The sequence below is a fragment of the Bacillus ndiopicus genome (assembly GCF_000612805.1).
GTDB lineage: Bacteria > Bacillota > Bacilli > Bacillales_A > Planococcaceae > Metasolibacillus > Metasolibacillus ndiopicus.
Genome location: NZ_HG964405.1, coordinates 465231 through 479076, shown reverse-complemented (window position 1 = coordinate 479076; position 13846 = coordinate 465231). Strand labels below are relative to the sequence as shown.

The following is a 13846-nucleotide window of genomic DNA, read 5'->3' as shown; positions in this document are numbered from 1 at the left end:
TTTGACGAAAATGGGCTTTTCCTTGCTTATGCATATTTTGATAGCAATTTTTCTACATCTTCTTTTAACAAAACAAGATTTTTAGCTTCTTCTACTAGCTTTTGTATTGTATTTAGCTCGTCGTCACTAATTTCTACTAGCTCCTCAAACATCTCAACAGATTCACGAGAAATAAGGGCAATTTGATTAATTGTTGACATGATTTGCTGAGAGCTAGAAGACAATTCCTCTGCACTCGCTGAAGAATTTATATTATTTTCAGCAATAACTTCTGTAGTAGATAGAATTTGTTCAAACATGCTACCAGCTGCAACTATCGTTAAATTCGCATCTGTAAATTCATCTGTACCTTGCTTTATGGATTTTACAACATTTCCTGTTTCTTCTTGAATATTTTTCACAATATCTGATACTTCAGAGGAAGACAGGCGTGATTGCTCGGCCAGTTTTCGTACCTCATCCGCAACAACCGCGAATCCTTTACCATGCTCACCTGCACGAGCTGCTTCAATAGCCGCATTCAATGCTAATAAATTGATTTGTTCCGTAATGCCTGTAATTACTTGTACAATAGAGCCAATTTCATGAGATTTTTCTCCAAGCTTATTAATCGCTTCTAGCGTTGCATTAATAGTATGGCTAAACTTCTCCATTTTCTCTAAAGAGTTCTTGAGCTTTTCATTTCCTTCTTTTGTTAAATCTAACGTGCTTGTTGATTGCTCAGAAATTTGATTGGATCTTTGAGATAAATCGTCAATCGCATGTGCCATATCTTCCATTGACACCGTACTTTCTTCAATCGCTACTAGTTGTTTCTGTAAACCTCTTCCCACTTCATCAATAGCCGCCCTTACAATATCTGCTTTTTCAGAGGACATTTCACCATTTTCAGTAAGGCTTCCGCCAATATGATGAACGTTTGTAGAAAAAGAAAGAAAACCGTCCTTGACACGACTAAAGTAATCAATTAACTGATTGTATGCAGTGTGATTTGCGCTTGTCTCCTCTATTTTGCTCGTTATATGGCCTTTGGATAATTCTTCTATCCCTTTTATTATTTCTTTATTTACATGAAAATGATGTTTTAATGAAAAATAGCGATAGGCAAAATATGCAGATATTCCTATTAAAATAACAATTATACTTAGCAATATAATTTCCACAATAAATACTCCTTCCTATTTAGTTGGTTATCTAATAATCTCAAAATTCTCTTACAACGATATATGTTCCAGCAGCTATACTTAACGGAATCCCTTTTAGTCTCTCGTTATTTTGATATTTATGACAAATATAATTTCCATCTAAATTCTCATATTTTTTCATATCATAAAACTTTTCTAAAAGACGCATAGATTTTGGGTTTGTTGCTTCACCAACAACAGCTTCGATACCTTGTAATGCAGCCTTCATTAACAACTTCTCACCTAGTTGCTGAACCACTTCCTGACGGTTATGTTCAGCAATTACTCCTAGCATGAATAAATGTAGCAGCTGTCCGTCTTGGACCTTTTTTCCTTTACGCTCTTCGTAATCAGCAATAAATCGACCTGTCACATCATCCAAAACACGCATAATGACATTCATATCAGCAAGAGGTCCTGAAAATAAATCTTCTCCTATAACCTCTGGCGCATTTGTATCACCAGCAAGCACGCCCACGACATTGTTATTTTCATCTAAGGCAACTGCACAATAGCCTTGTCCTACTATTGAATGCAAATAGTCTTTGGTAAATTCACTGAATTCCTCATAATTTAAATTCAGTTGACCTACCATTGGCTCCTGTACCCATTTTCCAGCAACATCTACTCCAACAAATGTACGTGCCAAGCATTCAGCTGCTTTTTGAATTAAATTGGTTTGCTCCTCAGTAATAATTTCAAATGTATATAATTCTACTGTTGTGTTCACTTGTTAACTTCCTTTCAAATTTTTAATTACATAGCGTGATTGACGCTATCGATAAATGTACCTGGGAATTCAATTCTTTCAAGTACATTTCTAATTTGTACTTGGGCAATTTTTGATGAAGGTTTTACTACGATAATATCCTTAAAGCCTAAAGAAGAATAAAAGAGCATCGTTTGCTCCATCTGTGGTACAACTTTTGACGGGGTAGGTGTTTGGTGAGTCGCATCAATAACAAATGTATAATCACGTTTTGATATTTTATTAATCGTATCCTGCAAATCTATCAAATAACCTTCTGCATCTTCCGCTCTAATTAGTCCATTTACTTGCACATGAACTTCCTTCGATCCTTGATTAATCGCCATTTTATATTTCTTCTTATCTACGACTATCATATTTGAGCTCCTTTTTACTTAATAGTTCATAATATGGCATTGCTTCATTTATCTAAACTCAAAAAAGCTATCCAAGTATAATTAGGGATAGCCAAATAACCTCTTAATTGTATAATTGGAAACCCGACTATCATTATCCAAAAGGATTTTAGACTCGTAGCTTTGCGTCCTTACCTTTCGATAAGTTTGCCTTTACAATTTCAGAACTAATTTCACAACCTCACATTACTATCGTATAGTATAAATCACATTTTTTGATTTGTCGAACTAGTATTTTTATCTCTATATTTAATCACCATATAGGACTATCGAATAAATTATTTTTTTCTAGATGATGTTATTGATTAGCTTAATAAGGACAAAATATTATATTGCAATAAATTTTTCTTTTTTTATCTAAACAAATTAAATCCATTGCTATATTCCCAGCAATGGATTTAAAAGTATTCCTATAATCAATTCATTTTGGTCCATCGATAAAAACTCATTAGCTTTTTAACTGAAGCTCTAAACCATTACAGAAGCTACTCGCTATTTTTTTAAATGGTATGGCACTGTCATGATGATAACATTTTTATGAAATAGAAGTGCTGCACGAATTAATATACTCGATTGATTGTGCAATGCATGATGCCAGCCCCTTTTTGGTAGAAACTGCGGAATTACAACAGTTATTTGATAGCCTGATTTACCATATTGATGCTCAACCTTATCAATAAATTTCATCAATGGCTGTGTAACACTTCTATATGGTGAATAGTATGTCACTAGTCTTATATTTGGCTGCCATTTATGCCACTTCTCTTCAAAGGCTTTAGCATCTGCTTGATCAAAGGCAACATAAAATGCGACAATTTTTTCGACGTTTAATGATTTTACATAATGTAAAGAATTTTCAACAACTTTTGTCATACCTGCCACTGGGATAATAAAAATATTCCCTTCAATATTCGGTAATTCTCGTTCCTCTAATCGGAGCTGTTCTCCAACATCTTGATAATGCTGCTTAATACGATGGAATACAACAATAATCATTGGTAAAAAAATAAACACAGGCCATACTTGTGGTAATTTTGTCACTAGGAACATCATCGCCACAACAAAGGAAATAACAGCACCTATCGCATTTATTATCAATTTCCCTATCCAGCCACTTGATTTCTCACGCAACCATTTCCGCACCATTCCAACTTGCGCAAGTGTAAAAGGAATAAAAACACCTACCGCATAAAGTGGAATTAAATGTTCTGTAGCCCCCTCAAATAAAATAATTAATACAATAGCTGCGACACCTAACATTACAATACCGTTGGAATAACCAAGACGGTCCCCTCTAATTTGAAATATTCTTGGTATAAAGCCATCCTTCGATAAATTGACCGCTAGCAATGGGAAAGCAGAATAACCTGTATTAGCAGCTAACACTAAAATCATTGCCGTTGTGCCTTGCACAATATAATAAAAAACATTACGACCTACACTTGCCTCCGCAATTTGCGATACAACTGTCGCATGATTATTCGGTACTATACCATAAAAGTAAGCTAGAATTATGATACCTACAAATAAAGCAGCTAAAATGACGCCCATTGCCAGCAATGTTTTAGCAGCATTTTTCGGCGCTGGATCTTTGAAGTTTGGGATGGCATTGGAAATTGCCTCTACCCCTGTTAAAGCCGAGCTCCCTGATGCAAAAGCCTTTAATAAAATAAATAAGCTAATACCTGCAACAGGAGTACCGACTGGCGAGTGTAGTGTTTCTGGTACTTGCCCTGTGATAATGTTATAAACACCTACTCCTATTAACACTAGCATAACTACTACAAATAAATATACTGGATACGCTAAAATCGATGCTGATTCTGTAACACCACGCAAATTTAATAGTGTCAAACAAATAACAAAAAATATGGCAATCATCACGTTATACGAATGCAAACTTGGAAAGGCAGATGTAATTGCATCCGTTCCAGCAGATACACTTACAGCAACTGTTAAAATATAATCAACAAGTAAGGACCCACCTGCAACAAGCCCCGCATTGACACCTAAATTTTCCCTCGATACAACATACGCTCCCCCACCATGTGGGTAAGCAAAAATAACTTGTCGATACGATAAAATCAACGCAACAAGCAGCACAATAACCCCTACTGCAATTGGCAAGGAGTACCACAATGCCACAGTGCTAACCGTTATCAGTACAAGCAATATTTGCTCAGGTCCATATGCTACTGAGGACAAGGCATCAGATGATAAAATAGCAAGTGCCTTTGTTTTACTTAATTTTTGTTCCCCTAATGCATCTGATTTTAGCGGCTTTCCAATAAGATAACGTTTTAATGAGGATTTCATTTTATGACACCTTCTATTTTCTTAGAATGTGTTTCACCTTTCTAATTCTATCGCTCCAAAGCAATTGGCTCTTTAGATAAATAAAAAATGTCTACAAGTCATCACCAAATACGACTTGTAGACATCCATTTGTCTGCAAGCTTCAATGTTTCTGCTCTTAACGCTTACGAGGTTAGCTGTCGGATTCGGGCCTGAGTAGCCCTACCCTTCATTTAAGAAGAGATTCACCCCAAGGATTGCTTAGACAATCCACTATCTTTGGGTCCCCCGCGTCTAGTTGCTTCAGCGATTTAGAAATTTGAAACTTTTATAATGATGTCATATTACGCCTACTTCAAAAAAAAGTAAAGGGAAATTTTTTTATTTCTTTACTGACCTAGCAGTAAGCCTTCAATCATTTGTTTATCCTCTGGGTAATTATGTATTAAACCTAATACCTCGTCTCTCGTCTTCCAAGAAATTTCTTCAATATTATCGTCGGGGTCATGATAGCTCATCTGGCCACCAATAACTTTGCCCAAGAAATAAGTAGTTGTTACTTTATAGTCTTCAATAATTATTTTTTTCTTATGTAATTCCTTCAATATCGCTATATAATAGCCGGTTTCTTCCCACACTTCGCGAATACATGCTTCCTTTGATGTCTCACCATCCTCAATTTCACCTGAAGGGACACTCCAACTATTTGTATTTTTCGCCCGAACCATCAATATTTTCTCATCTTTAATTATAATTGCTGCGGCACCATTCCAAATTTTATAGTTCATTTAGCTCATGCCTTTCATTCTTATACATTGACCGAAAAGCTTCCCTCACGATGTCTATAATCAATTCATGATCATCAATAACATAGATAATTTCTGAAGGCTCTACCCAAATTCGAGTCTTCGATTCATATTCTCTCGCAAAGGGCAAGCATTCGTGAATATCCATTCTAAAAAAAGCTTGATAACCAATCTTGGGATACTTCCCATTAGGATTGAAGTTTGGATTTTCTTCATGACTAACTTCTATACACCCAAGATAAGTTATCTCCCCTTTTACATAAGCCTCTTCTAAAGCCTCTCTGTGCATGGCATCTTCAACTGATTCTCCTTCATCAATATGACCACCAGGTATGCTAAATCCTCTTTTGTCAATTAAGCTTAATAGTATTTTATTATTTTGAACGCATACACTGTGTACACTCGTAATCTTTGCTCTTATATCATCTAAATTCATTTTAGGTATCCAAGTTAATTTAACAACGCTATCGCCCCAATTTTCGTAGATACTTCGCATTCCGATTCCTCCGTTTTAACAAAATGATTTTTCTATTAAGTATTGGTTAGTTGGACATTTATTCATTGCTTGGCCTTGTCACCGCTTTTGATACATCCACATCCCAAGAAATAATTGTTGTGCTATCTCTTACATTGTTTTCTTTAATGGTTTGCAGCAATATTTCGATGCCTTTTTCCATTGCATTGCTTGTCATGATAGTATAAATTTCTTGAGCAGAGAATGTTTTATTAGGGCATTCAATCAGTCCATCCGTTGTTAAAAATATGCGATTTACGCCCACTCTTAGCTCTCTTCTACCACTGCTATAGCACGGAACTGTTTGCTCAAATGTATTCACTTGACCAATCCATTCGTAAAATTGCCTTTGATTGAGTTGATATTGGGTAAGCTGTGCTAGCTCCGAGTGAAATAGAAATGACAGGCAATCGCCTACCGAAAACCACCAAATATATTTGTCTTTTCTAAAAATAATTAAGCAAGCCGTTTCTCCTTGGATATTTCGACAATCCGCAAGAAAGCTTTCATCCTTGAACAGGCTTAATATTGTTTCTTCTATTTTTTCGAATACTTGTTCACACGTTAAATAAAATAGATTGTGCAACTCAGTTTTCTTCATTGAAAAATGTTTTAAAATTACATGAACACTTTCAGCAGAATTGTGTGCATCTAAAATAACTGCAAATTCCCAATTCTTTTCTTTATCTACCCAGACTAAACAACCATCTTCATTTTTATATTGTCCTGCCGATGAATTTCCACCAAATCGACCTATTTGTATATAACCAATGCGCTTTATATTTATGTTATCTACAAAATTTTCTTGGTCACCACACCAACTAAACTCATTCACAAAATTCCCCATCCTAGTGACCCTCCAAATATATTTTCAGACGATTACATAGCTCAATCACTTCATTTTCATCTCCCCTTGGAGCATCTTCCCAATCGTAAACTGCCATTGGTCCCCAGTACTTTTTCGGCGTGTTGATGTAGCGTGCTACTAAATGCATATGAAGGTGCGGGACCGAGTTACCTGAAACGAGTGCATAGACATGTTCCACTCCGTCTAATTTCATCAAAGCCGCACTAATTTTAGCCATGATTATGCCAAATGCACTTGCTTCCTCCATCGTCATATCTCCTAGTGTTGGAACATGTCTCTTCAAATCAATCATAATATGACCTATATATTTCAATTGGTCGTTGCTATCAATATGCCCTACATATACATAATCATCTTCATAAATCGTGATTCCCGATGTATTAATTTTGCCTCTATGCTTATCACAAATAAAACATTTTTCACTCATCAATATTCTCCTTTGTTGAATACTTGGTTGCTCACACGAATCCCCTTATATTAGACAATTATCTAATATTATGATTATATTATAAAAAATAATAATTTCAACTATTTGAACAAATAAAAAAGCTTAATCAATTGATTAAGCTTTTGTAAATCGCTGCAATGATGCTAGCATCTTCGTTATTTCGGATCTGTCGACTGAAAAATATTTACTTGTACCAATCTTTTCTTCTGTAACAAGACCCGCTTTTTTCAAAATCTCTAAATGATGTGACACGGTTGCTGTCGTAATACCTAAATACTCTGCTAGCTTTGCACCATATTCCTTTTTAGTTGTCAGCATTCGTAGCATTAAGAGACGATTGGGGTCTGCGATTGCCTTCAGTTGCTGAGATAATTGTTCACTTTTTTCACGCTCATCTGATAATGGATTCGCACAGCCATAAAGTACAAAACATACAGTTTCATTAAAAATTCGCATTCTCGTAGGCGATAGGCTATAGCTTGGAATAAAATAATACAATTTATATAAGCTAACTCGTCTAAATGTCTTGCCCATCACATATTGCGCTAATGCAAGTGGCTCTAAAGATAATTGTTGCAGCGATTCAATCGACTCTTGCATCAATGGCCCCTTGTTTGTGAGCATCGTTTCGAATATAGAGGTTTGTGCAATATTTAGTAAAAGTTGAGTAAATTCCTCTTTAAATGTTGCTAGCTGTGACAGCCACTCAGCATATAATTGCCGCTCAGCTTCTGTTTGCCAGTAATAGTTGTCCTCCATACTAAAAATTGTTGTAGGATCCTGTAATAATCGTTGCACTATATCAAATGCTACTTCCTCGCCCCAAAAATAATATAAAAAATAATCAAGTTTCATATGCTGAAGCTTTTCAGTAAACTGCTCTACAGAATCTAAATATGGTATCGGAATTAACAGGTTAAATAGATCGTAGACTGAATCATTTTGAAATTGCTGAAGCTGCTTTATAACTAAATGGTCAGGGAAGAGCTGTTGAAAATAGGGTAGCTCTATTGTGAAATAATTCTGTTTTCCTGTTGTCATAGCACAGATGACAGCAAGTCCTTCCACGACTGGTGAAGACATATAAATCACTTGCTCTAATGGCTGTTCATCTAGCTCTAATTCACGCCCCATGTTTCCACCTCCTTATAAGATAAATATCTAACATTATAATTTAAAATAAACCGATTAATAAATAAAGAGCTGTACCCCATATAAAAACAGCCGAGCATTTATTAAATATGTACATTACTTTGCCTGAGGCATCTATTTTTTTCAACATAGAACCCGCGAACATTAAGCTAATAAACCATAGCCATGACACAACAATACACGTAACAGTGAATAACATTTTATCTGTGTCAACATAATTTAATGCGCTCGTTCCAATAACACCAACTGTATCTAAAATAGCGTGTGGGTTTAGTAGAGAAACTGATAAAGCGAACAAGATTTGCTTTTTTGCTGGCAGCGCCTCCCCTTGCTGTGTGGCTTCTACCTTCGTTGTCCAAAGTACTTTCCCCATATAAATTAAAAACAAAATACCACCAATAATTAAACCGAGACGTAGCCATTCAAATTGATAAACAATAACTGACAAACCAAGCACGGCAAGTAAAATTAACAACGTATCACATAGTGCCGCTGTTAATACGGCTGGCAGTGCTCGTAATCTCGTTGGCTGCATCGCTCCTTGTGAGAAAACGAAAACATTTTGTACCCCTAAAGGCAAAATAAGACCAAAGGCTAAAATTAATCCATGAATTATCGCTTGCACACATTTTCCCCTATTCTATTTTTTCTCTCTAAACAAGCTCCCTTGCCTCGATGCAGTTTTTGCTGCAAAGCCCATTAATTCCTCTTGCAATATCTTTGCTGTATTATCTGTATTTATATTTTTCGGTATTTCTACAACTTCCTGCCCCTTTAACACTTTGGCTAAGTTCCAATCTGGATATAGACTATCATTTGAAGGAACTTCCTGTATAGAGAACAAATACTCTTGTCGAAACAAAAGTTTTTTCCATTTTGTTGCTTCTTTATAAACAAGAAAGGCTGTATCTTTTGCAGCAAGCTCAATCATTTTTTCCAACAAGCTTTTTTCGCCATGAAAAGTAATGCTATAGCTTGTTTTATCACCTTGTTGCTGCTCATGAATTCGAATTTCGTATAAGTATGCATTCATGGTTTCACCTCTTTTATAAATCTAAAAATAACTCATCTAAAACTTTATCTTTCGCATCTAAAAAGCGTTTCGTTAAAATATAATGCAACGTTTCTTCATATCGTACTTTGCTTACTTGCTGATCAAAATCATAAATCGTCGCATTTGGATAACCAAGTAAAATCGGTGAATGCGTCGCAATAATAAATTGTGCATCGTGTTCTAGTTCTTTTATAATACGCATTAAACTAAGCTGTCGTGTAGGAGAGAGCGCAGCCTCCGGTTCATCCAGTAAGTAAATGGATTTATTCCCAAAAGCATTTTTAAACAATGACAAAAAGGACTCACCATGTGATTGATGATGCAATGATTTTCCACCATAGGAGTCATATTTCTTACCTTCTGGGTCAAACATTAAATCAAGATGACTAGCAAATTGGTAAAAGGTTTCGGCACGCAGGAAAAAGCCGCGCGTCACTTTCCGCGACCAAATTAATCGTATGTATTCTCCAAGTGCAGAATGAGATTCATGCACATCGTACAAATGATTGCGACTGCCACCCGCTGTATGAAAGCCACATTCATAAGCAATTGCCTCTAACAATGTCGATTTACCCGAACCGTTTTCCCCAACAAAAAATGTAATATTTGTTGGTAAATGAAGCTCATCTAAATGCTGGAATGCAGAGATATTGAATGGGTATTCTTGTTTAGAAGGTACTTGTTCCTGTAAATAACGTACCGTTTTTAAATACATCGTCCTCACCCCTATTTTATTGTAACGAATGGCTGAAGAAATAGCAAAATAGCCGTCAAACAACTTCCTACTTGAAAATTGCATTTTCATAAGTCTATTATTTCGTATAAATAACTTTGCAGTCTAATATGCATCTACTACAATCAAAATAAAATAGTAAGAAAAACTATTAGTTAGGATTCTAAGTAAAAATTAGCAGCCCCTTAGTTTGAAAGGAGCTGCTAATTTTCGAGTTATTAACCACAATTTATATGTTATCTGCGGATTCTTACAACTTATCTGCGCTTTTTGAGATTTATCTGCGTTTTCTCATGACTTATCTGCGCTTTTTGGAATTTATCTGCGTTTTCTCACGACTTATCTGCGTTCCTCTTAATTTCCCCAATAAAACACACTACTTTAGCCTACAATCGGCTCAACAGCTAAAATATCCTCAAAATGCTTTTGCATTTGGCTTTCTTTTTCATTTACAAGAATATGAATATCGCCGTAATCATTGGATGTACGGATTAGGCGCCCCATCCCTTGTTGTAGACGTAATAGCATAAATGGTAGCTCTACTTCTGCAAAAGCATCCGTAGCAAAGGCACGTTTTGCATCAAATAATGGATCGTGTGGCGGGAATGGTAAATCGAAAATAATGACACGTGTCAATGCTTCCTCTGGTAAATCAAGACCCTCCCACAAATGGTATGAGCAGAATGTTTGCACTGTACCCTCTTGGAAATCGCGAACAATTGCCGAAAGCTCACGATCGCCTTCAAAGGCAATCTTCAAACGAGCCATCATGCCAAGCTTCGATTTAAAGGCATTCATCGCTTGCTTCGATTTGAATAAAATTAATGTTTTCTCACCATCACGCAAGAGCTCTTCTACCTTCGTTACTTTATCATTTTGTTCTAGCTCGTGCACATAGATTTTCATTACATCCTCATAATCGAACGGGGATGGCACACTAAATGATTGATATTTATTAATACCTAAGCTTGATGCAATATAAGAGAAGTCCTTTTTTACTGATAATGTTGCAGAAGAAAAGACAATCGGTGTTTTTTTAGAAAATAGCGTTTCTTCAAGCACTTCAGTAATTAAACGTGGCATAATAACGAGCGTTTCCTCACCATCTGTTTCCTCAAGCCAGTCCACTGCGTCACCTTGTGCAACAAAAATGCGTAAAGATGCTGCATAATGCTCTAAAAATTCCTCTGCCATATTAAGTTCATATTCTGGAATCATATAAAGCTCTGATTCAAATACGAATTCTTCTAACAGTTGCTCTACATCTGCAACTAGGCGCTTGCCAAGTGCTAGTAAGCGTTCCGATTTTTCAATACGTTTACGATCTTCCTCTGATGGTACTAAATCATCGCGTAGCTGATCAAAAAATAGCTCATGGTCATCCTGTAATCTTTCCATTGCGTATAGTGTACGCTCACGAACACCATCGACCATTAAGCGCTCTAATAAATCAACAATCGTATGTGCCTGTATTTTATATGTCATCGCTTTTTGCGCAGCATATTCTAATAAATGCCCTTCATCAAGTACAATCATCGATACTTCTGGTAATAAAGGAAGCTGACCTTCACGTTCACGTGATTCCTTCGTTGCTAAATGTTCCATTAAAAAATCTTGTGAACAAATAATTAAATCTGTTGATTTGCGATAATGTGCTCGGTGTAATGTTTGCCCGCAGCGGTTGCGCACATCACAAACTGCGCATTGCATAAGTGCATTGTAATTCACCATTTGCCATTCATCATCGCTCACCATTGGATAATCACTGCGTTCGCCATATGGCTGTAATGCAATCATTGAGCCATGGGCATATACACCATCTGGAATTGAATCGGCAATTTCTTCAATCCACTCAGCCTCTAGCTGTCTATCTGCCTCTTCAAAGCGTTTGATACATAAATATTGATCACGAGATTTCGCTAATCGAACATCGATGTTCAAGCCTAAATGGTCGCGTAGTTTGTGCACATCACCGCCCTCTTTCACAAGCTGGTCGATTAATGTTTCGTCAGCACAAGCAATTAATGCTGGCTTACCTGTATAACGTGCATAAGAAACAGCAGGTAATAAATAAGCAATTGTTTTTCCTGTACCAACACCGGCCTCTGCAAAAAGGACATTTTTCTCTTTTAACGCTTGCTCAATTTGATATGCCATAAAAATTTGTTCATCACGACATTCAAATCCTTTTTCCGGCAACTCGTCGTATAAAACGTCTCCCATCCAATCGCCAAGCGAATCAAAGAAGGATTTTTCTTTAGATAATTCAAACGGTAATGATTGTCTCATATAAATTCTCCTCTAAATATGTAAGTATGTAGACAATGAAGGGGCTGCCAGGAATATTGGATGAAAATCCAATATTCCTACAGCCCTTTAGCTATTTTATCAATCGTTACGTGATCTCAAAAAACTTGCACATTATTGCCGAAGATCTCAAAACATTGAAATAAAGGGCTTAAATGAAATTTGAAACAAAGCGCATTAATCACGCTTTGATTTTTGGCCCCAGTATTGGTAAAGGTCTGTACGAATAAAACCATTGAATAGCTTGCGTTTTTTCGTTGCTTGACGACCATAGCATTGTTCAAAGTTTTCCATTGAAGATAACATATAAACTGACCAAGTTGGGTAATTTTTCATCACTTCACCTAGCGATTTTACAACACCTTCAATTGCTTCTTTATCACCAATACGCTCACCGTATGGTGGATTGGAAATAATAACACCATCTGTTAAACGTGTCGTAAAGTCTGTTGCCTGCATTTGTTTAAATGTTAAAAGCTCACCAAAACCAGCCTCTAAAGCATTTTCCTGTGCAATGCTTACCATACGGTGGTCAATATCAGAGCCGATAATTTGTAATGGTTGGTCGTAGTTGGCAAGCGATTCAGCCTCGTCACGTACTTCATCCCAAATCTTCGCCTTCATCCAAGACCATTCTTCTGAAATAAATTCACGGTTATAGCCTGGTGCAATATTTTGGCCAATCATTGCTGCTTCTAAAGGAATTGTGCCAGAGCCGCAGAACAAATCAACAAATGGGCGATTTGGATTCCACTTTGAAATTTTAACTAGTGCTGCTGCTAATGTTTCTTTTAATGGCGCTTCCCCTTGTACTTGGCGATAACCACGCTTATGAAGCCCTGCACCTGATGTATCAATTGTTAATGTTGCTACATCCTTTAAAATGGACACTTCTATTTTAAATGTAGCACCTGATTCGTCTAAAAATCCTAGTCGTTTATAATGTGATTTCATTCGCTCAACAATCGCCTTTTTAACAATCGCTTGGCAATCTGGTACGCTAAACAGCTTTGATTTTACTGATTTTCCTGACACAGGAAATGCTGCGTCTACAGATAAATAACGCTCCCAATCAAGCGCCTTAGTCGATTCAAATAATTGATCGAATGTATGCGCTGGAAATTGGCCTACCACGATTTTTACACGGTCTGCTACACGCAACCACAAATTACAGCGCGCGATAGCTGTCTCGTCCCCTTCAAAATATACTTTGCCATTATCAACACGCGTTTCGTATCCTAAATCTTGTACTTCCTGCGCAACGATTGCTTCTAAGCCCATTGCTGCTGTTGCAACTAATTGAAATTTTGTCATACTTTTA

General features: G+C 36.5%; 14 protein-coding genes and 2 riboswitches. All 14 genes read right to left on the bottom strand.

The features are described 5' to 3' along the window. Positions 1–26: 26 nt before the first annotated feature. The 14 genes from TY13_RS21305 to TY13_RS10410 all read right to left on the bottom strand — a co-directional run bounded on the left by TY13_RS21305 (position 27) and on the right by TY13_RS10410 (position 13839). Positions 27–653 (bottom strand): methyl-accepting chemotaxis protein, encoded by a 627-nt coding sequence (locus TY13_RS21305; protein WP_407637725.1) that lies wholly within the window; start codon positions 651–653, stop codon positions 27–29. A 550-nt stretch (positions 654–1203) separates the two neighbouring features. After that, complete coding sequence (locus TY13_RS10470; RefSeq protein WP_042475258.1) at positions 1204–1914, bottom strand: hypothetical protein; 711 nt, start codon at positions 1912–1914, stop codon at positions 1204–1206. A 26-nt stretch (positions 1915–1940) separates the two neighbouring features. Continuing rightward, positions 1941–2309, bottom strand: a complete 369-nt coding sequence (locus tag TY13_RS10465) for a hypothetical protein (RefSeq protein WP_042475256.1) — start codon at positions 2307–2309, stop codon at positions 1941–1943. A gap of 114 nt (positions 2310–2423) precedes the next feature. Further along, a riboswitch (cyclic di-GMP riboswitch) is annotated at positions 2424–2510 on the bottom strand. A gap of 330 nt (positions 2511–2840) precedes the next feature. After that, positions 2841–4664: an APC family permease gene (locus TY13_RS10460; RefSeq protein WP_042475253.1), complete on the bottom strand. Its 1824-nt coding sequence runs from the start codon at positions 4662–4664 to the stop codon at positions 2841–2843. 147 nt (positions 4665–4811) lie between these two features. Continuing rightward, positions 4812–4962, bottom strand: a riboswitch (cyclic di-AMP (ydaO/yuaA leader). A 70-nt stretch (positions 4963–5032) separates the two neighbouring features. Beyond that, positions 5033–5431: an NUDIX hydrolase gene (locus TY13_RS10455; RefSeq protein WP_042475251.1), complete on the bottom strand. Its 399-nt coding sequence runs from the start codon at positions 5429–5431 to the stop codon at positions 5033–5035. After that, positions 5421–5945, bottom strand: coding sequence for an NUDIX hydrolase (locus tag TY13_RS10450; RefSeq protein ID WP_042475249.1), 525 nt, complete (start codon positions 5943–5945; stop codon positions 5421–5423). Before TY13_RS10450 ends, TY13_RS10455 begins: the two co-directional genes overlap by 11 nt. A gap of 58 nt (positions 5946–6003) precedes the next feature. Next, positions 6004–6810, bottom strand: coding sequence for a protein phosphatase 2C domain-containing protein (locus tag TY13_RS10445; RefSeq protein WP_042475246.1), 807 nt, complete (start codon positions 6808–6810; stop codon positions 6004–6006). A gap of 1 nt (position 6811) precedes the next feature. Then, positions 6812–7258, bottom strand: coding sequence for an HIT family protein (locus TY13_RS10440; RefSeq protein WP_042475243.1), 447 nt, complete (start codon positions 7256–7258; stop codon positions 6812–6814). Between the two features lie 135 nt (positions 7259–7393). Beyond that, positions 7394–8413, bottom strand: a complete 1020-nt coding sequence (locus TY13_RS20425) for an ArsR/SmtB family transcription factor (RefSeq protein ID WP_052344302.1) — start codon at positions 8411–8413, stop codon at positions 7394–7396. Between the two features lie 40 nt (positions 8414–8453). Beyond that, complete coding sequence (locus tag TY13_RS10430) at positions 8454–9056, bottom strand: LysE/ArgO family amino acid transporter (protein WP_042475241.1); 603 nt, start codon at positions 9054–9056, stop codon at positions 8454–8456. Positions 9057–9071: 15 nt separating this feature from the next. Next, complete coding sequence (locus tag TY13_RS10425; protein WP_042475238.1) at positions 9072–9464, bottom strand: hypothetical protein; 393 nt, start codon at positions 9462–9464, stop codon at positions 9072–9074. 13 nt (positions 9465–9477) lie between these two features. After that, positions 9478–10200 carry an AAA family ATPase gene (locus tag TY13_RS10420; protein ID WP_042475235.1) on the bottom strand — a complete coding sequence of 241 codons (723 nt, stop codon included), beginning with the start codon at positions 10198–10200 and terminating at the stop codon, positions 9478–9480. 399 nt (positions 10201–10599) lie between these two features. Then, positions 10600–12507 (bottom strand): ATP-dependent DNA helicase, encoded by a 1908-nt coding sequence (locus TY13_RS10415; RefSeq protein ID WP_042475233.1) that lies wholly within the window; start codon positions 12505–12507, stop codon positions 10600–10602. A gap of 195 nt (positions 12508–12702) precedes the next feature. Continuing rightward, positions 12703–13839, bottom strand: coding sequence for a THUMP domain-containing class I SAM-dependent RNA methyltransferase (locus tag TY13_RS10410; RefSeq protein ID WP_042475230.1), 1137 nt, complete (start codon positions 13837–13839; stop codon positions 12703–12705). Positions 13840–13846 lie beyond the last annotated feature (7 nt).